This window comes from Bradyrhizobium sp. Gha (genome assembly GCF_900113735.1).
GTDB lineage: Bacteria > Pseudomonadota > Alphaproteobacteria > Rhizobiales > Xanthobacteraceae > Bradyrhizobium.
This window is the reverse complement of sequence record NZ_FOQM01000018.1, coordinates 55,903-74,952: the sequence shown is the minus strand read 5'-3', so window position 1 is coordinate 74,952 and position 19,050 is coordinate 55,903. Positions and strand designations below refer to the sequence as shown.

At 64.9% G+C, this 19,050-nt stretch carries 15 protein-coding genes and 2 pseudogenes; 6 read left to right on the top strand and 11 right to left on the bottom strand.

Features of this window, described 5'->3' with window-relative positions:
- Positions 1 to 8: 8 nt before the first annotated feature.
- The 4 genes and pseudogenes from BM222_RS21580 to BM222_RS21565 form a co-directional block, all read right to left on the bottom strand.
- Entirely contained in the window at positions 9 to 1,730 is a 1,722-nt protein-coding gene (locus BM222_RS21580) for an AMP-binding protein (RefSeq protein ID WP_092231684.1), read from the bottom strand.
- A 267-nt stretch (positions 1,731 to 1,997) separates the two neighbouring features.
- Complete coding sequence (locus BM222_RS21575) at positions 1,998 to 2,870, bottom strand: urea carboxylase-associated family protein (RefSeq protein WP_092231682.1); 873 nt, start codon at positions 2,868 to 2,870, stop codon at positions 1,998 to 2,000.
- Positions 2,871 to 2,944: 74 nt separating this feature from the next.
- Positions 2,945 to 3,871: a CobW family GTP-binding protein gene (locus BM222_RS21570; protein WP_092231681.1), complete on the bottom strand. Its 927-nt coding sequence runs from the start codon at positions 3,869 to 3,871 to the stop codon at positions 2,945 to 2,947.
- 3 nt (positions 3,872 to 3,874) lie between these two features.
- Positions 3,875 to 5,290, bottom strand: a pseudogene (locus tag BM222_RS21565) (amidohydrolase family protein); the annotation flags it as partial.
- Between the two features lie 346 nt (positions 5,291 to 5,636).
- Here BM222_RS21565 and BM222_RS21555 point away from each other — a divergent pair.
- The 6 genes and pseudogenes from BM222_RS21555 to BM222_RS21530 all read left to right on the top strand — a co-directional run.
- Positions 5,637 to 5,765: pseudogene (locus tag BM222_RS21555) on the top strand (acyl-CoA dehydrogenase family protein); the annotation flags it as partial.
- A gap of 344 nt (positions 5,766 to 6,109) precedes the next feature.
- The gene (locus tag BM222_RS21550; protein WP_244547205.1) at positions 6,110 to 7,699 is read left to right on the top strand and encodes an ABC transporter substrate-binding protein; all 1,590 of its coding nucleotides are present in this window, start codon (positions 6,110 to 6,112) and stop codon (positions 7,697 to 7,699) included.
- Positions 7,700 to 7,711: 12 nt separating this feature from the next.
- Positions 7,712 to 8,722 (top strand): ABC transporter permease, encoded by a 1,011-nt coding sequence (locus BM222_RS21545; RefSeq protein ID WP_092231668.1) that lies wholly within the window; start codon positions 7,712 to 7,714, stop codon positions 8,720 to 8,722.
- Positions 8,719 to 9,561 carry an ABC transporter permease gene (locus BM222_RS21540; protein ID WP_092231664.1) on the top strand — a complete coding sequence of 281 codons (843 nt, stop codon included), beginning with the start codon at positions 8,719 to 8,721 and terminating at the stop codon, positions 9,559 to 9,561. The genes BM222_RS21545 and BM222_RS21540 overlap by 4 nt, the downstream gene beginning before the upstream one ends.
- The gene (locus BM222_RS21535) at positions 9,540 to 11,252 is read left to right on the top strand and encodes an ABC transporter ATP-binding protein (RefSeq protein ID WP_092231661.1); all 1,713 of its coding nucleotides are present in this window, start codon (positions 9,540 to 9,542) and stop codon (positions 11,250 to 11,252) included. Before BM222_RS21540 ends, BM222_RS21535 begins: the two co-directional genes overlap by 22 nt.
- 177 nt (positions 11,253 to 11,429) lie before the next feature.
- Positions 11,430 to 12,779, top strand: coding sequence for an FAD/NAD(P)-binding protein (locus tag BM222_RS21530; RefSeq protein WP_092231658.1), 1,350 nt, complete (start codon positions 11,430 to 11,432; stop codon positions 12,777 to 12,779).
- On the opposite strand, the gene BM222_RS21525 is transcribed toward BM222_RS21530, so the two are convergent.
- From BM222_RS21525 to BM222_RS21495, 7 genes are all read right to left on the bottom strand, one after another.
- Positions 12,776 to 13,558, bottom strand: a complete 783-nt coding sequence (locus BM222_RS21525) for a class II aldolase/adducin family protein (RefSeq protein ID WP_092231655.1) — start codon at positions 13,556 to 13,558, stop codon at positions 12,776 to 12,778. The two genes, BM222_RS21530 and BM222_RS21525, sit on opposite strands and share 4 nt — an antisense overlap.
- A gap of 14 nt (positions 13,559 to 13,572) precedes the next feature.
- Positions 13,573 to 14,565, bottom strand: coding sequence for an NAD(P)-dependent oxidoreductase (locus tag BM222_RS21520; protein WP_092231652.1), 993 nt, complete (start codon positions 14,563 to 14,565; stop codon positions 13,573 to 13,575).
- A gap of 142 nt (positions 14,566 to 14,707) precedes the next feature.
- A complete protein-coding gene (locus BM222_RS21515) occupies positions 14,708 to 15,091 on the bottom strand; it encodes a 4Fe-4S dicluster domain-containing protein (protein WP_092231649.1) in 384 nt (127 codons plus the stop codon).
- The gene (locus BM222_RS21510) at positions 15,088 to 16,692 is read right to left on the bottom strand and encodes an FAD-dependent oxidoreductase (protein WP_092231908.1); all 1,605 of its coding nucleotides are present in this window, start codon (positions 16,690 to 16,692) and stop codon (positions 15,088 to 15,090) included. The genes BM222_RS21515 and BM222_RS21510 overlap by 4 nt, the downstream gene beginning before the upstream one ends.
- Before the next feature lie 8 nt (positions 16,693 to 16,700).
- Positions 16,701 to 17,060 carry a DUF3088 domain-containing protein gene (locus BM222_RS21505; RefSeq protein WP_092231648.1) on the bottom strand — a complete coding sequence of 120 codons (360 nt, stop codon included), beginning with the start codon at positions 17,058 to 17,060 and terminating at the stop codon, positions 16,701 to 16,703.
- Positions 17,061 to 17,087: 27 nt separating this feature from the next.
- Entirely contained in the window at positions 17,088 to 17,408 is a 321-nt protein-coding gene (locus BM222_RS21500) for a 4Fe-4S dicluster domain-containing protein (RefSeq protein ID WP_092231645.1), read from the bottom strand.
- A complete protein-coding gene (locus tag BM222_RS21495) occupies positions 17,405 to 19,033 on the bottom strand; it encodes an FAD-dependent oxidoreductase (protein WP_177243357.1) in 1,629 nt (542 codons plus the stop codon). Before BM222_RS21495 ends, BM222_RS21500 begins: the two co-directional genes overlap by 4 nt.
- Positions 19,034 to 19,050 lie beyond the last annotated feature (17 nt).

The following is a 19,050-nucleotide window of genomic DNA, read 5'->3' as shown; positions in this document are numbered from 1 at the left end:
TCTCACGCTCAGACTGCAATGGGCTGGTTCGGATTGAGATCCTGCTTCTTCACCTTGCCCGTGGCCGTCAAGGGTAGCGCCTCGATGATGCGCACCTCGGGGACCTTGTAGGCGGCCATGCGCTCGGCACACCAGGCGCGCAGGTGCTCGGCGGTGATCGTGCCAACCGCCTCGGGCTTGAGCTGGATATAGGCCACCGGCACCTGCCCCTTGTCGGGATCGTCGCGCCCCACCACACCGGAGCCCAGCACCTTCGGATGCTGCCCCAGCATCGCCTCGATCTCCGGGGGAAACACGCTCATGCCCTTGACCTTCAGCATCTCCTTGCGACGGCCGAGGAAGTGTAGGAAACCGTCCTTGTCGATGGTGCCGATGTCGCCGGTGCGCAGCCAGCCATCGATCAACGATTCCGCAGTCGCCTCCGGCTTGTTCCAGTAGCTCTTGAGCAGCGACGGCGTGCGCACCCGGATCTCGCCCTCCGCGGGGAGCGGGAGCAATGCGCCGGTCTCGAAATCGGTGATCTTGAACTCGGCGCCGGGGACCGGCAGCCCGACGAAGATCGGTTGATTGTTGAGATCGAAATCGTCGTCCTGGAAACCTGACGTGAACGTGTTGGAGGTGTGGGTTTCCGTCATTCCCCAGGCCGCCTCCATCAGGAGGGTACCGGTGAGATCCTTCCAGCGCTTGCGATAGTCGGCGTTGAGCTTCTTGACGAAGGAGACGACGCGGACCTCCTTCAGCGACGACAGGTCGAACTCGCTCCAGCGAGGATGATCCATCAGCTCCACCGCGCTATCGACCGGCATCGCCGTGACGGTGACCTTGTACTTTTCGATCGCGGCCATGGCGCCGACGGCATCCCAGCGCGCCAGCAGCACCAACGTCCCGCCGGAGAACAGCGGGAAGATAAGGCCGGCGTTTTCGCCGGCGATCCAGAACTCGGGAAAGAACGACAAGAACACGCTGCTCTCGTCCGCGGGCACCGAGATGCCGTAATTGGCCGCGGCCGTATAGACCATGTCGCGATGGGTATGGACGCAGCCCTTTGGCATGCCGGTGGTGCCGCCGGTGTAGTTGAGTGCAGCGACCTCATCGAGGCCGGGCGGCGGCAGACGCACAGGCACCGGCTGTGCTGCGAGCGCAGGCAGCAGATCGGTCGCGCCTGAGATCGCGATACGGGGCGCGCGGATCGAATCCGGCGTCGGAAATGTGGGCGTCGAGGGGATGACATCGGCAAAGCTTGTGACGATGATCTCGCGCAGGCTCACCTCGCGCTTGACCTGCTCGACGATGGGTATGAGCTGGTCCAACGCCACGATCACCTCGGCATTGGTGTCGTTGAGTTCGTAGGACAGCTCGAACGCGCGAGACAGCGGGCTGACGGGAACATGGACCGCGCCGAGCTTCAAAATGCCGAAGAACACGATGTGGAATTGCGGGCAGTTCGGCAGGAAGACGGCGACGCGATCGCCCTTGCGCACGCCCTTGGCCTGCAACAGCGCCGCAAAGCGATCGCTCTGCTCATCGAGATCCGCATAGGTCGTGACGTGCCCGTAAAAGATCACCGCGGGCCGTGCAGGGCTCTGCTTCGCCCAGGCGCGGAGATATTCCGTCAAGGGTACTTCGCCATGCAGATAGGTCGGCAAACGCGGCAGGCCCTTGGGCCAGGCCTTCTCCCACAAGCCGTGCAAGGTGGCGAGGTAGTCCTGTTCGTCGAGACCTGCGCTCATGACGTCCTTCCCGCGTGCTTTTCTTTTCGGGCACAGAAGTGCCATTGACCGACGTCTTTACACGTCGAGCACGGCGAACGTCATGTCAAGACAAACAGTTCGCCCACGTCGAGGGCGATGCCGTGACGCGGAAAAATGCCGAACAGGCTTGCACGTCAGGCCGCCCGCACGCCGCCACGAAGGCGCTGACCTCGTTCTCGAGCGATTGCAGCTTCTGGGTCGGCATTGCAGCTTCTGGAGCAGCCGGCCGCTCGATTCGATTCGGCGCTATTCCGCCTGCGCCTGCACGCCGTGGTGACGGTGATACGCACTCGGCGCCGGCCAGGGCCAGCCCTTCAGTGTCGCTGGATCCGGCTCGAAGATTTCGATCTTGAGCGGATGACACGCCGCAACATCGCTGGAATGGGTCGCGCTGCAATCCCCTCCGGGACAGGCCGACAACGCTCCGAGCAGGTCGATCTCCGCGAAGAACTCGATGAAGTCGCCGGGCCGGACCGGACTGGCCTTCATGAAGTACTGGTGCGTGTCGGCAGTGAAGCCGGTGCACATGAAGACGTTGAGCACGTCGTGGACATGGTGCTCCGCCGCGGCGGGATCGACGTTCAATTCGGCGGCAAGCGCGCGCGACAGGTTGGAGTGGCAGCAGAAATCGTAGGCCGTGCCATTCAACAGGAGATTGGTGTAGGGATCGCAGCGCGTACCGATGACGTCGTGAATGCCGGCTCCATCGGCGTCGAAACCGTACCAGCCCAACGTATCGTGACTGATGGTCGCGATCGGCCGCAGATAAGGCATCGTGCTCCAGAGCCGATCACCGAGGCCGACATGGGTGCCGTGAAGCGCCCGCGTCTTGCCGCTGAAGAAGCGCTCGGCGAGATCATCCGCGTTCCAGAGATTGAGATCGCCGACCTGGGGGCCTTCGACGCCGACGATGCGGAAGAACTGGCCGCGCGCCACACGAAAGGCGCGAGCATCGCGGGGCGGCACGATGAGCTCGTGCGTCTTGACCATCGTCCGCCGCGCGGATTCGAGCGTGGCCATGTCAGGCCCGGGCATCGTCCCGGCGGGATAGACGATGGCCGGCTTGGCACCGCGGCGTAAGGCGGCGTCGGCAGGGACGGGTGGGCTATTGGGGGGCATCCTTGGCCTCGGATCGACACAGCAACGCGACAGCCGGCGGCTGACGTTGGGCGCAATGACTCTATCGCCTCACGTCAACCTGAAGCAACACACCCGTCCATGAGCTCGTGCAGCTCGGCCTTCGAGAGCACCCCGAGCTCGGCGATGAAGACGATCCGCGCGCGCGGTACGCCCGCCGCAGGCGCATCAGCCGGCGCCAGTGTCGCGCGGCCGCCGGCAAACTGGAACACCATCTGACGCCCGGGTTGCTCGATCGTCTCGAACAGTCCCTTTGCGCGCGCCAGCTTCGGCGCGAGCTTGTTGATCGCCTGCTGCAGGTGCGGCAGCGAGAGTGGCCGGTCCGCGGTCCAGCTCAGCGTCTCGAAGCGTGCTTCCGCCGGGCGCTTCGGTCCCGGCTCGCGCGGCACGGGCGCGCGATCGCTCGCAGGAAACAGCAGCGCGGATGGGATCTCGCCGTGCCTGGCATCGACAACCACGGCCGGGACGCGCTGCGCGCGGATGACCCCGCGCATCCGCACGCCTGCGCCTTCGTCCGCCAGATCCAGCTTGCTCAACGCCACGATATCGGCGACGCGCAGCTGCGAGCGCTGCAGCGCATCCTCCAGGGCCGCCGGCGGCGTCGCCGCATCCATGACGCAAAGCACGGTTTCCAACGGCGCCTCGCGCAGGATCACGGGGTCCATCAGATTGCGGACGATGTCGGCGGGGTCGGCAACCCCGCTGGTTTCGATGACGATGTAATCGGGCCTCGGATCACGGCGCAGCAGCGTCGACAGCGTGCGCAACAGGTCGCCCTGGAGCGAGCAGCAGATGCAGCCATTGGCAAGACTGACCACCCCGTCACGCTCACCTGCAATCAACTGCGCGTCGATGTTGATCGCGCCGAAATCGTTGACGACGGCCGCGATCCGCCGCCCGTCCGCATTCGCCAGCAGATGATTGACGACGGTGGTCTTGCCCGCTCCCAAAAAGCCCGTCACCAGGAGAACAGGGACCGGCATGGATCAGCTCCCGACGACAGGACGGCGCACCGGCCGGCCCGGCCGCGCCGCGACATCAAGCAGGCCGTCATCGATCAGAACCTGGCCGCTGACGACGAGATGCCGCACGCCTTCCGACGGACGGTTCATCGCGGTGAAGGTCGCGCGGTCCGAGAGCTTCTCGTAGTCGAACACGACGATGTCGGCATCGGCGTCCTTGGCAAGCCTGCCCTTGCTGCGCATCGCCGGCGTGCTCTGCGAGAGGATCTCCGCCGGGATCAGCGCGCATTTGCGCACGCCTTCCAAAAGCGGGATCGCTTTGCGCTCGCGCACCCATTCGCGGATGAATTTCGTGAAGCAGCCGGCCGAGCGCGGATGCGAGGTGGCATCGTCAGGCAACGGCCAGGCGTCGCCCTTGTAGGTCGTGCCGTCCGACAGGGTCCACGGCATCGCGTCGGATGCGATCGCGCCGCCGGGATAGAGCACCGACATGTCGAGGAGTTCGCGATGATGCCAATTGTTCTCGGTGTCGAGAATGTGCCAGAGCACCAGTGAGGACGGCTCTTCGGCCTGGGCCTTGAGCAGTTCCTCACGGTCATGGAAGCGATGGCCGTCGGTGACGCGCTGCACGGAATCGTAAGCCGTGCCATTGCGCTCGACGAATTGGGGATCGCTGAAAAAGGCAGCCGCCAGTACGGTCGAGCCGGTGCCGTAAGGATAGGCCTCGACCGTGATCGGCAGGCCTTGCGCCTGCGCCTTCTCGATCAGCACGCGGCAGCGCGCGATGTCGGTCTTGCTCGACGAATTGAAATGGCAGATGTGCATGTGCGCCCCGGTCGCACCGGCATAGCCGATCAGGCGGATATAGGCCTCCACGGCACTCTCGGGGGCGATGCGCGCCATGTAGGCGACATGGGTGAAGGTCGGCACGTTCTGCGTTGCGGCGAGCTGGCACACCGCGGTCAACTCCTGCACGCCGGCGCCCGGCGCATAGGCGTTCAAGATGCCGATGCCGATGCCGCCCTCGTTTAGGACGCGCGCGAGCCGCTCGGTGATTCCGGCGAGTTCCGCCTCCGTCGCGATATTGTCCATCCAGCGGCGGTCGCGCATGGCGTTGCCGAATGCCTCGAGCGAACTTTCCACGTTGGAGCCCGTCATCGCGCCGATGCGCGCAAACGCCCAATTGGTGGCGGCGCCGTAGTTCAGCACGCGACCTCGCCGCGCCTGGCGCTCGTACCAGGAGCCGACCGGCAGCACGCCGGCTTCGAGATCGAGCGTCGTCGTCACGCCATCGAACGCCTGCATGCGGTCGGCGGGGATCGACTGGCCATGGGCGTGCAGATCGATGAAGCCGGGCGCCACCACGAGCCCGGTCGCGTCGATCACGCGCTCGGCGCCGCCGAGCGAGGAGCCGACCGCGGCGATCTTGCCGTCCACCGCGCATGGCCGCTTCGTCGATGAGGCGGGCGATCGGGGCGAGGCGCAAAGCAGCTCTTGCTGAGGCTGCGCGCGGGACGGAGAAGATGACGAGCGAGACGAGAAACGTCCTGGCCACCTGGCTCGCGAGGATGACGAGAGTCCGGTTCAGCAGATGGCGGTTGACCTCGGTGAGCGTCGCTTCGCCGTAAACCGTCCCGATCGGACGCTTGGTGCCGCGAACCACGTAATCGAGCGGATATTCCGGGGCGATGCTGGGGCGCGCGCTGATCGCAGCGCAATCTGCGCTCCGCGAGCCAGGTGTGGCAAGTCAAGAGCCAGCGGGCTGTGAAATCAATCAGTTCGCGCGGTGACCAACAACGCGGTCGCTGTGGTCGAGGACGCACTTTCGCTGACCGGCAATCACGGCCTTAGCCGCGCCAATCCGCTGGAGCGGCATTATCGCGACGTCCTGTGCGGGCGCGTGCACACGCCGCAGGTCTTTTTACGGCGACGATGCGCCACGCGAATTGACGTGTTGAGGGGGCGTACGATTGAGTTCGCAACGGTCTTCGATCGTAATCCAGACCGCGATCTTAAGCGTTTGCGCGAGGATAAAACAGCTATTGCGCCCATAACCCGGATCTCGAGGCATTTGTTGCCCACCTCACCCGAACTTTGGAATGGCAAGGTCTCCTTGTTTCGCCTCTTCTACGAAGAAAGGCTGATCGTGCTGAAACATCGCGATCCGATCGACGCATCAATCATCCGGGGTCATTCATGTTCGCGCATTTATCTTCAAGCTTGCTCTCCAGACGCCGCCTGCTGGTCGCAACTTCCCTGATGGCAGGCGTCGCCTTGACGGCAATGGCGGGCCAGTCTGCAGTTCTGAGCGCGGGCGCTCCACCAAACGGCGGCGACATTACCTTCCTGATCGACTCGCTCGGCGGCACCTGGATTCCGAACAACAGCTCCATCTCCAGCTTCCAGGGCCACATCTGGGGTCACGTGACCGACAAGCTCGTCTATGTCGACGCCGACGGCAAGGTCAGTCCCTGGATCGCCGAAAGCTGGGAGCAGAGCAGCGACGCCACGCAGTTCACCCTGCACCTCAAAAAGGGCGTCACCTTTTCCGACGGCACCCCGCTCGATGCCTCCGCCGTCGTCGCCAATCTCGACATCTGGTACGCCGGGCGGAAGAACGAAGGCATCAACCCGGTCGGCCTGTTTCCGAAGACCTATGACCGCGCCGAGGCCGTCGACGCGACCACCCTGAAGGTCGTTTTCAAGGCCCCGACACTCGGCTTCATTCCGACGCTCGGCTATCACGGCTCGATCCTCATCTCTCCGAAGACGCTCGCGCAGCCCGCAGCCCAGCAGGCCGACCTCTCCAGGACATCGGGCAGCGGACCGTACGTGGTCGCGTCCTGGAAGGAGGGCGACTTCGTCAAGCTGGTCAAGCGCAAGGACTACAATTGGGGTCCGGCAGCTGTCGGCCACACCGGCCCGGCCTATCTCAACTCGATCACCTACAAGATCGTATCGGAACCATCGTTGCGGGTCGCGGCCGTCCAATCCGGCCAGGCCGACGTCGCCTACAGCCCCTCGCCGCAGGAATTAAAATCGCTCAAGGAGGCCGGCTTCACCACCGCAACCCCACGCTATCTCGGCTTCGTCAACGGCCTTGCGATCAACACCAAGCTGGAGCCGTATAACGATGTGAAGGTGCGCCAGGCGCTCCAGGCCGCCATCGACCGCAAGGAGATCATCGATACCGTCTATACGCCCGACTGGAAGCTGGCGACGTCCTTCATCCAGAGCAACGTGCCCGGCGCGACCGACCACAGCGACCTCTTGGCCTACAACCCGGGCAAGGCGGAGAGGCTGCTCGACGAAGCGGGCTGGATCAAGGGCGCCGGCGGCATCCGCGCCAAGGACGGCAAGCAGCTGACACTGACGCTCTTCTCCAACCCATATCTTGCGACGTCGAAGTCGATCGACGAGCTGATCGCCCAGCAACTCGGCAAGATCGGCTGGAAGGTCAGCATCCGCGCCTATGACGTGGTCACGTTCGGCGAGAAGGTCAGGTTCGGCGGCACCGGCGTTGCGGCCTATGAGGTGACGCGCAGCTTCATCGACGCCGGCACGGTGGCGAGCATTCTCACCAACGCCAACAATGGCGAGGACTGGTTCGCTCTCGGCGAAAGCGACACGAAGCTCAACGATCTCCGCGACAAGATCGCCGGCGCCGGTTCGCCCGAAATCCGCGCGCCCCTCCTCGACGAGCTGCAGAAATACGTACTCGAGCAGGGCTACTTCATTCCGCGCACGCAGATCGTCCAGCGCATCTACGTGCAATCGCCAAAGCTCAAGGGCGAAGTCTACAACGGCGTCGCCTACGCCAGCTACTACACGGCGACGATCAGCGAGTAGGAGCTGACCGGCATGAACAGTGCCTACCTTGCCTATGCAGCGAAGCGCCTCGCGCAGGCGCTCGTTGTCAGCGTGCTGGCTTACATCCTCACTTTTGTCGTCGTCAGCATCCTGCCGGGGGATCCCATCACCAACGTGCTGCGTGACCCACAAAACGGGTTCACCGAAGACGAGATCAAGGCGATCATTGCAGCCCAAGGCCTCGACCAGCCGATCCCAGTCCAGCTCTGGACGTCGCTGTCCCATTTCGTCACCGGCGATTTCGGCCTGTCGATGCGATCCAGCCGGCCGGTGGCCACCCTGATCGCGGAGGTTCTGCCCTCGACGCTCACGCTTGCCTCCGCGGCTTTCGCGATCGCGCTGCTGCTGGCGGTCACGATCGGCTACGGCACGCAATTTCTACCGAAACGATTGGGACAAGGCCTGCTGCGCGGCTTGCCGTCGCTGTTCCTGTCGGTGCCGAACTTCGTCATCGGCCTGATCCTGATCCACGTTTTCGGCTTCCAGCTCGGCCTGTTCCGCGTGATCGAACCGAACAGTTTCTGGGCCACGCTGTTTGCGTCGATCGCGCTCGGAATCCCCATCTCCGCACGGATCGCCGAGGTGTTGATCGCCAATCTCGACAAGGAATCCGAGCAGGAATATGCCGCCGTTGCGCGCGGCCGTGGCCTGACGCAGATGCGCCTCTTTGCCAGGCATCTGCTCAAGCCGTCTTCACTCCCGGTCGTCACCGTGATCGCACTCGCCATCGGCGAGCTGCTCGGCGGCTCGCTCATCACCGAAACGGTGTTCGGACGCACCGGCATCGGCAGCCTGGTGCAGCGCTCCGTGAGCACGCAGGATTTGCCCGTGCTCCAGGCGGTCGTATCGCTGGCGGCGCTGGTGTTCGTGATCGTCAACCTGCTCGCCGACCTCGGCTACCCCCTGCTCGATCCGCGCGTGAAGCTGATCGGGGATCGCAAATATCGCCCGACCACCGCTGACGACAGTCCGGCTACCGTAACCGCGGCGGTGACATCGTGACCTTCGCTTCCTTCTCCGACTCGCGGACGTCGATCAGCCGGCTGAGCGCTGTTCGCGTTCCTCCAACCGTTGCGCTGTCCTTCGCCGTGATCGCGATCGTGGTTGCCTGGGCGCTGGCGCCGGAACTGTTCACCGGTCATAGCCCGATCGTCGGTGTTCCCGCCGAGAAGCTGCTCAGCCCGAATGCCTCGCACTGGTTCGGCACCGATCATCTCGGCCGCGATCTCTATACGCGCGTCGTCTATGGCACGGCGTCCTCGGTGACGAGTGCGCTCATCGCCGTCACCATCGCCGCGGTTGCAGGCGGCTTCATGGGTTTGCTCGCAGGCTTCCTCGGCGGCTGGGTGGATATCCTGCTCGCCCGCCTGGTCGACGTGCTGCTGGCGATCCCGAACTTCCTGCTGGCGGTCATCGTCGTCACCGCGATCGGTTTCGACACCACCAATGCTGCGATTGCGACCGGCGTCTCGGCGGTGGCCGTGTTCGCGCGGGTGATGCGCTCGGAGGTGATCAAGACCCGGCGGGCGACTTTCGTCGAGGCGGCGTTCCTGATGGGCGGCTCGCGCTGGCACATCCTGTTGCGGCACGTGTTGCCGAACGCGTCGCGCTCGGTGCTCCCGCTTGCCGTATTGCAATTTGGCCTGTCGATCCTTGTGATCGCGAGCCTTGCGTTTCTCGGCTACGGCGACCCGCCGCCCGCCTCCGACTGGGGCCTGCTGATCTCGATCGGCAAGGACTATTTGAAATGGCCCTGGCTGGTGTACGCGCCCGCCTTCGTGACGATCGCGACCGTCCTCTCCGTGAACAGGATCAGCCGATGGCTCCGCAAGACGGACTGACCGCCAACATTTTCAAGCGCACTGCGCCGGTGCCGCTGCGCCCGCTTCCGCTGCTCCGGGTCGATGGCCTCTCGGTCTCCTACGGGCCGCACGAGGTCGTGACCAATGTGCGATTTGACCTCGGCCGCGGCGAGAGCCTCGCGCTCATCGGGGAGTCCGGCTCCGGCAAGTCGACGATCGCCCGCGCGGTGCTGCGGCTGCTGCCGAGCAGCGGGCGCGCCACCGGCCGCGTCGCTTTCGACGGCCAGGAGGTGCTTGATATCTCCGAACGCGGCTTCCGGCCGCTACGCGGACGCGCCATCGGCTTCGTGCCGCAGGATCCTGCCAACTCGCTCAATCCGGTGCGGACGATCGGTGCCCAGGCCGACGAGGCCGCGGCACTGCTCGACGAGCCCGACAGGGCGATCCGCAAGCAGCTCATCCTGGAGACGTTCGCAGAGGTGGGGCTCGACAACCCACAACGCATCTACGACTCCTATCCGCACCATCTGTCCGGCGGCATGCTTCAGCGCGTGCTGATTGGGCTCGCGATCCTTCCGCGGCCGGCTCTGCTGGTTGCGGACGAACCGACCTCCGCGCTCGACGTCACGATCCAGAAGCGGATCCTCGACCTGCTCACGCGGCTGCAGCACGATCTCAAGATCAGCCTGCTGCTCATCACCCACGATCTGGCGATCGCGGCTGAACGCGCGAACTCGCTGGTGGTGCTTAAGGACGGCGTCATTCAGGAAGCCGGCCGGACCGCTGCCGTCTTCTCCTCGCCGGCATCGGCCTACACAAGGAAGCTGCGCGCCGATGTCCCGGCACTCAACCCCGACCGTTACGCCGCGCTTCGCGACGTCGGCTTGCGAGCCCTCAAGACCGGCGAGGCTGCGACGCCGAAGATCGCGGTCAACGCCGTCACCAAAACTTTCACCGTCGACGGCAAGACGCTGACGGCCGCCAGCGATGTGTCGTTCGCCGTTCCCGCCGGCACCACGCACGCGCTGGTCGGCGAGTCCGGCTCGGGCAAGACGACGGCGGTCCGACTGCTGCTGGGTCTCGAGCAACCCGACAGCGGCACCATCTCGGTCGCAGGCGAAGAGATCACCGGTCGCTCGCCGGAGGCGCTGCGCTCGGCGTGGCGTCACCTTCAGCTGGTCTATCAGAATCCGTTCACCTCGCTGGACCCGACCTGGACGATCGAGCAGCTGGTCCGCGAACCGCTCGATCGTTTCGGAATCGGAACGCGCAAGGAGCGCGGCGAGCGGGTCCGCGAGGCCCTGGCCGACGTCGGGCTCGGCGAGCACTTCCTTGCCCGCAAGCCCGCGGCCCTGTCGGGCGGCCAGCGCCAGCGCGTCGCAATTGCCCGCGCACTCGTGCTGAAGCCTGATGTGATCGTGCTGGACGAGCCGACCTCTGCGCTCGACGTCAGCGTCCAGGCCGGCATCGTCGAAGTCCTGCTTTCGCTACAGGCCAATCTTGATCTGACCTATGTGTTCGTCTCCCACGACCTGGCGCTGGTGCGCCAGCTTGCCCACACCGTCTCGGTGATGCACCGTGGACGCATCGTCGAGCATGGAACCGTCGCCGACATCTTCGACAATCCGCAGCAACCGTATACGAGGTCATTGCTGGCCTCGATCCCGTCAGGTGTCACGGGCGCCGCAGCCGCGCCGCACAGGCAATTCCGTGCCGCCGCCGACGCTTAGCTGTTCCTCACGGGAATTTTGACAAGATCATTCCAACGACGGCCCACATAACAGAAGACGACAACCCTTGACCGATTGAGAAGAGAAAATCGTGCTGGTCTGACTCTCAACGCATTTGAACCGCAGGATGAACCGGCTCTGCGACGTTGACTGAGCGATCGGAACGGGGACGGCACGATGGATCCGGAGGGGCGGCACGCGATCGTCATCGGCGGGGGCGCCAGCGGCGTCCTTCTCGCCTTTCAGATGTTGAAGAGCGATCCATCCGATCTCCGCGTGACCTTGATCGAAAAGAGGCCCGAGATCGGACGCGGACTTGCCTATCATGCAGGCAATCCCGAACATCTGCTCAACGTCCGCGTGACGAATATGAGCGCGCTGCCTGATGATGCCGAACATTTCTGGAACTGGCTGTGCGCACGGCCCGGCGGGCCGCTGTGTCCGGATCCCTATTGCTTTGTTCCCAGGCAGACCTACGGCGACTATCTCGCCGATATGATCGCACCGCTGAAATCTCGCCACGGATCGCTTGGCCTGACCATCCTGCGCGGCGAGTGCGTATCGATCCGCGAAGGTCCCTCCGACGTCGCAGTCACCCTTGCAGACGGAACATACATCACCGGGAGCACGGCCATTCTCGCGACCGGCCATGATGCCGCAGCGCCGCTGCTGGCGGGCCATGCCGAACCTTGGGCCTCACCCGCCGAGGCCGGCATCGACACGAAGGCTACAGTGCTCATCCTCGGCACGGGTCTTTCGATGGTCGATTATGTGCTGTCGCTGCTCCGCTACGGACATCAGGGGCGGATCGTCGCGATGTCCCGGCGCGGCCTGCTGCCGCGAGCGCATCGGCGCGTCGATCCGATGCGCTTTGCCGAGAGCGAGATTCCGTTCGGCGCCGAGATCGGCACGCTGCTGCGCTGGTTTCGCCGCCGCATCGAGATGCATGTCGCTGCGGGTGGCGACTGGCGCGGTGCCATCGATGCGATCAGGCCCTTCACCCAGCGGCTTTGGCAGGAGCTGCCGCTGAGCTCCAGGCGCCGATTCCTGGAACATGCCCGCGCCTGGTGGGATGTCCATCGCCACCGCACCGCGCCGGAGGTCGAGGCGCGCATTGCGGAGGCTCTCGCGGCAAAGCGCTTGACGGTCATCGCCGGCAAGCTCGCCGCCGTCACACCGAACGCCGGCGGCGCCCTCGTTCGCTATCGCCGGCGCGGCCAGAGCGAGGCGTCCGAGCTGCAGGTCGGAGCCATCATCGACTGCACCGGTATCGTTCGCGATCCCGGCGCCACGACCAACCCGGCCGTGCGTAGCCTGCTCGACCAAGGTCTTGCCCGCATCGATCCATTGCGGATCGGCATCGACGTCGCGCCCGATTGCGCGATCATCAAACGTGACGGATCTCCCTCGCGCCGCCTCTACGCTGTCGGCCCGCTGACGCGGGCCGCGTTCTGGGAGATCATTGCCGTTCCCGACATCCGGCAGCAATGTGCCGAGCTGGCGGCGCGGCTCAAGGGCGATTCCTAGTTGAACAGATCCGGCTCCGCCGCGGTGATCCAGTCCCACAACGGCTGAAAGCTGAAATAGCCGCCCTTGTGCGTGCCGACCTGCCGCGAGGTGAGGCTCGCGATCTCGTGCGGGATCGGCTTTGGCGTGCCGGCGGCCTCGGCAAGCAGCTGGGCGCGCGCGGCATTGTCCATCGCGATGTACCACCATGCGGCCGCCTCGATGGTCGGTCCGACCGTGAGCAGGCCGTGGTTCTGCAAGATGGCGGCCTTCTTCGACCCCAGGGCTTGCGCGATCTTGCGGCCCTCTTCCGCCTCCAGCACGACGCCGGAGAAGGGATCGAACAGTACGTGATCCTGGTAGAACGCGCAGGAATCCTGCGTCAGCGGATCGAGGAGGCGGCCGAGAGCGGACCAGGCCTTGCCGTAAGTCGAGTGGGTATGGGCGGCGGCGATCACTTCCGGATGCGCTGCGTGGATCGCCGAGTGAATCACGAAGCCGGCCTGGTTGATCGGCTTGTCGCCGATCAGGATGTTGCCGTCGTGATCGACCAGCTGAAGGTCGGACACCTTGATCTGGCTGAAATGCTTTGACAGCGGGTTGATCCAGAACCGTTCGGGAAACTCCGGATCGCGCACGGTGACATGGCCAGCGAGGCCCTGATCGAAACCGTAGCGCGAGAACAGGCGGAACGTTCCGGCAAGCCGCTGCTTGCGGTGCAGCCGCTCCTCCTCGAACGTCGCCGCCGGCGTGCGCTCGACCAGGGAATATCTTTTTGGCTTCTCGACGACCTTGTTCATTGTTGCGGCTCCTTTTAGTATTCGAGATTCCTGTCGAAGACGTCGGCCAGCGCCACGCCATGGGCATAGGCGTCGAGGTTGACCAACGTCGTGTCGGCCAGCCGCTTGGCATCCTCGCCCCCCGTCCACGACACGTGCGGGGTCAGGACGACCTTGGGATGGCCATAGATCGGATCGCCTTCCGGCGGCGGCTCGGGATCGGTGACGTCGAGCGTCGCGCCGGCAATCCGTCCCTCATCGAGCGCCTGCAACAGCGCGCTCTGATCGACGATGCGGCCGCGCGCGACATTGATCAGGTGCAGCGACGTTTTGGCGCGTGCCAGCACATCGGCGTTGATCAGATGTGCCGTCTTGGTCGTCGCCGGCAGAGCGAGAACGAGATGATCGGAGATCTCGACCAACTGCTCGATGCTATCGACCGGCTGGATACCCGGCGGGACATAAGGCCAGGCCGAGCGCCGCAAAACCCTGATGTTGACACCGAACGGCTTGACGCGCTCGGCGACGGCACGGCCGATGGCACCGAATCCCGCGATGCCGATCGTCTTGCCGCTGAGCGAGCCCAGCGGGGCGATCTTCCATTCCGAACGGCTACGCGGGCGAATATCGTGGATCCGCTTCTCGAAGCCGAGGATCGCCGCGAGGACATATTCCGCGATCGGATCGGCCGAGATGCCGCGGCCGACCGTGACCACGGGACTGTCGAGCAACCAGGCCGGAAAGAAATCGACACCAGTCGAAGCGGTCTGGATCCAGCGCAGGCCGAACGGCCAGCCGGCTGGTTTCTCCTTGGGCGCGCCGTGCCAGCCCGCCAGCGGCCGCGTCAGCAGCACGTCGGCCTCGGGGGCGATCTCCCATGGCGCGCGATCGGCGGGATGATCGATAATCAGCGGGCGCGACCAGTGATCGGCCAGGACGGCACGAACCTCCGCGCCGAGCTGGTTGACGATGATCGGCGATCGCACGCTGGTGGAAGCGCGCTGGCCTTCAATTCGAGGGGTGTTCATGTCGCGGCATTCACGATGGCTTTGATGCGGACATGCTAGGCGCTCGGGGCAAGATAGTCTTTTCAAAGATCATCGGCATCGGGCAACAACAGGACGAGGCGTCCGGACGAAGCATAAGGATTCCTCTCCGCACGCAGCGCTGCTATTTCCTGCCGCTGACGTCAGGTCGCTCCGCCTTCGATTGCGCGGCGGCCTCGCCAGCGCGGCGAAACACGGTCTCCATCAGCCATTGCTCGTTGGGAAACTGATCCGCCCATTCATCCCAGCCCGAATGCCTGCGATATTGGCCGAGGCGCCCCGATGACAGAACCTCGTCCTTGGTTACGGAGACGCGGCGGTCGCAATCGGGCGCGACGTAGATCGCATCCGCCCGGCAATAGAGCTCGCACATGAAGCAGGTCTGGCAATCCTCGACGCGTGCGAGAACCGGCAAGCCGCCAGGGCCGCGATCGAGCACGTTGGCCGGACAGACCTCGATGCAGGCCCCGCAATCCGTGCAGCGCTCGGCGACGACGAGCTCGATCATGACACCGCCTCGAGTTGATCAGGTTGGACATTCGCAGACGGGCGATCCGGCGCAACCCAGACTCGGTCCAGTCCGCCGCTGAGCAGGCGCCCGGCCAATCGCGGATCCTGTGCAGGATAATCCTCACGACGGTGAAGCCCCCTGCTCTCTTTGCGCGAGGCCGCCGTGGCGACGGACCAGCGCGCCGTGGCCAGCAGCGCCGCCGTCTCGCGCAAAGCGATCGAGCCAGCCTGTCCGTGATTGGCGACCTCGCTCCACAGATCCTCGAGCGTTTGTGAGGATGTCGCAAGCCTTGCTCCGGTGCGGAACAAATTCTTGTCGAACGGATGCATCTCGGCGCGCACGCCATTTCTGGCCGCGGCCACGTCGACATCCTTCGGCCGACCGCACGGGCGGAGACCGGCCTGTCCAAGTGGCGTGAGCTCCGATGAGCGGCTTTTCGTACCGCGAGCTACGCGAGCGGCCGCCTTGCCTGCAAGCACGCCTGATGACAACGCCCATGCCGAATTGACATTGCCACCGCCGGAGATCGCGCCCGCGACCTTCTCGCGCGATGCGTTGTCGCCCGCAACGAACAGTCCCGGCACCGAGGTCGTGCCATCCACGTCGAGCACGCGCACGCCGCCGATCCCACGAATCGTGCCGTCGTTATGCAGGGTAACTTCGAAACGATCGCGATAGGGATCGATGCCCCAGCGGTCGAACACCAGGGGCACGTTCGGCGAGATCGTATGCAGCCTTGCCTTGATGTCGTCGGGAAGCCGCTGCAGCGAGCAGTAGACGCGCCCGCGCTGCAGCGCCCGGGCGAGACGGAGGGTCTGATCAGGACCAAACGGGAGATCCAGCTCGTTTCCCTCTTCGTCGTAGTAGGTCGCGAAGGAGTAGGCCATGGTGCGCGTCATCGTGGAATGCGCCGGCGCGATCGTGTACGCGGCCGTGAATTCCATGCCGGAGAGCTCCGCGCCCGCCTCGGCCGCCATGAGGTAGCCGTCGCCCGTGTTGGTCCGCGATCCCAACAGGTGCGACAGGAAACTGGTGCCGCCGGCCGCCAGGACGACCGCACCGGCCGCGACCCGGTAGGCCCGGTCACCGTCCTGCCGGCGCTGGCCGCGCGCACCGCCGATTGATCCATCGGGCCGCGCCAACAACTCAACTACCGGCGAGTGATCGAGAATGGTGACACCGTGACTCAGCGCATGCTGTCGCAGCGCCCGCATATATTCCGGCCCGCGCACCGCGCGATAATTCACCCTCCCCTCGTCGTCCACGCCAAACTTGTATTGGTCCGCCAGCGTCGGCAGTGTGCGCCAGGTCTGGTCAAGAATGCGATACATCCATTCCGCTTCGCCAAGGCCGAGCCCGGCAGCGATGCGGTTGGCGACAACGACCTCGCGAGCCGCAGGAGGATCTGGCGGCACCCACCAATGGCCCGGCCCCGCAGCGGCCGTGACGCCACTGGTGCCGCAATAGCCCTTGTCAGCAAGTATGACCTTCGCTCCGGCCTGTGCCGCTGAGGCCGCCGCCCAAGCCCCTGCCATGCCACCGCCGACGATCAGCACATCGGCCGTCAGCGACAGTTCTTCCAGCGACGACGAACCCACCTTGTGCCTCACTTTATCTCCAATCCCAAAACATGCGGGAATGCGTAGCGGTCGGCCAAATAGCGCAGTATCCGATCCGAGGAATCGATGAAACGCTGGCCGTTGGCCACATCCGCATCCTCGGGCACCGGCCGGTTCTCATCGAAGACCAGAACCGGAAGCGATTGGTGCTGCTCGCCCAGAAGCTCGACAAGTGCTGATCGCGGGCGCGGGAATGGCAGACGGTGTACTTCGACCTGCGTTGCAAGACCGGGAAACGACGCCAGCAATCCCTCGATCGCATTGCAGTGCGGGCAGACGAAGAACCGGCCCGGCTGTTCGGGATCTTCAAATCCCGGCTTCAACAGAAAGAGGCGATCTCCGCTCATGGCCGGCCTCCTGAGACGACATGAATTTCAATGGCCGAACAGCCGAAAGCTTCGATCGGCCGCCCGCAGGTGCCTGCTTTCCTCGACCCAACCCACCGCTCGCCGGTAACTGCCCAACAAGGCCGCTTCCTTCAACGCCGCCACGTCGATCGCTTGCGGCGCATCGGCAAACGGCGAGACGAACAGCGCATCCTCTGGACAATAGAGCTCGCACAGGAAGCAGGTCTGGCAATCGCCTTGGCGGGCGATCACGGGGATGCCGTCGGACTTGTCGAAGACATTGGTCGGGCACACGTTGACGCAGATGTCGCAAGCCGTGCAGCGCTCGGCATCGATGACCTGGATCATTCCGCAGCCTCCGAAAATTGTGAAGACGCCAGCGGACGCGCCGATGTCCAGACATCGTCGAGCCCGCCGGTCGTCACAAGATGACGGTAGCGGTCATCCGGTTCAGGGTAATCGTCCCGGCGATGCATGCCCCGGCTTTCCTGGCGGGCCAGCGCGCTGCGATACATCCAGCGTGCGGTCGCAAGCATGGCGGCGGCTTCTCGCGCGCGCAGCAGCTCCTCCTCGTCTGGCGCGTCGGCGTCCGACGCATCCGTCCATAATGCATCCAGCCGACGGAGCGACCCGCCCAATCGTCCGGCCTCTCGGAAATAGTTCAGCTCGTAGGGGAACACCTCGTCCTGAACGCTCCGCGCGAGCGGGCCGCCCTGCAACGCCCGGCCGCTGCCGGAGCGCAGACCAACGGTGCCCCGCCGGAACGCCTGGCGCCCGATTGTTGTGCCCAGCTGTCGCGCAAACTCCGCGGCGCCCTGGCCGGCCCAATAGCCTGATGACATCGCCCAGGCGGCATTGTGACTGCCGCCGCCGGTGAAGCCGCCGCAGATCAGCTCGCGCGTCGCAGCGTCCCCTGCCGCGTAGAGACCCGGCACGGTGGTCGCACAACCATCGTCGATGATCCGCAGACCACCTGTCCCGCGAACGGTGCCCTCAAGTCTCAGCGTGATCGGGAACCGTTGTCTAAAGGGATCGATCCCGGTGCGATCGAACGGAAGAAAGAAGTTCGGTTGGGACAGCCGCATGTGCCGCTGGGTCTCGGCATCAGCTTCGTCGAGCTGGGCGTACACGGGACCCTTGCGAAGTGCACGAGCGATCACGGAGCGACCGCCTTTCGAGGACGCCCCCGGAATGACGCTGCCCTGTTCGTCGGTGAAGCTCGCCCAGCTGTAGAACAGGGTCTTGGTCACCGATCCGAACGCCGGCGAGATCGCGTAGGCGTTGGAGAACTCCATGCTGGTGAACTCCGCGCCCGCTTCCGCGGCCAGGAGATAGCCATCGCCGGTCAGCACGTTCGAGCCGAGCGTCTTGCTGAGAAAGGCGCATCCGCCGGTGGCAATCACCACCGCCTTGGCGTTGACAACCCAGCGGTCGCCCTTCTGGCGGCGAAGGCCTGTGGCTCCGGCCACGACGCCATTCCCGTCGACCAGAAGTTCAAGCGCAGGTGAATGATCGAGGATGGTGACACCGGCCTGCTTGGTCCGCTTGCGCATGAGACGCATATATTCCGGGCCTTGCAGCGAATTCCGCTGCGGCCTGCCGTCGTCATCGCTGGGATAAGGATAACCCCAATCGGCGAGCTGATTGCTCTGGGCGTAGGTCCGATCGAGCACGCGCGCCATCCAGCGGCGATCCTGGAGATAGCCGCCCAGCTTTTCGCGACTGGCCATCGCGGCCTCGCGGCGTTCAGGACTTGGGTCGACGTACCACACGCCGGTGCCGGCCGCCGCCGTCGCGCCTGACGTGCCGCAAAAGCCTTTGTCGGCCAGCACGACGCGCGCGCCATGCTCGGCGGCACTGATCGCGGCCCATGCGCCGGCAGGACCCCCGCCGAGCACCAACACATCAGCATCGAACACGACTGATCCTGCCGAACTCGACAGTTTCTCGGCACGACCAAGTGATTTTGTCATCGCTCGTCTCCGCATTG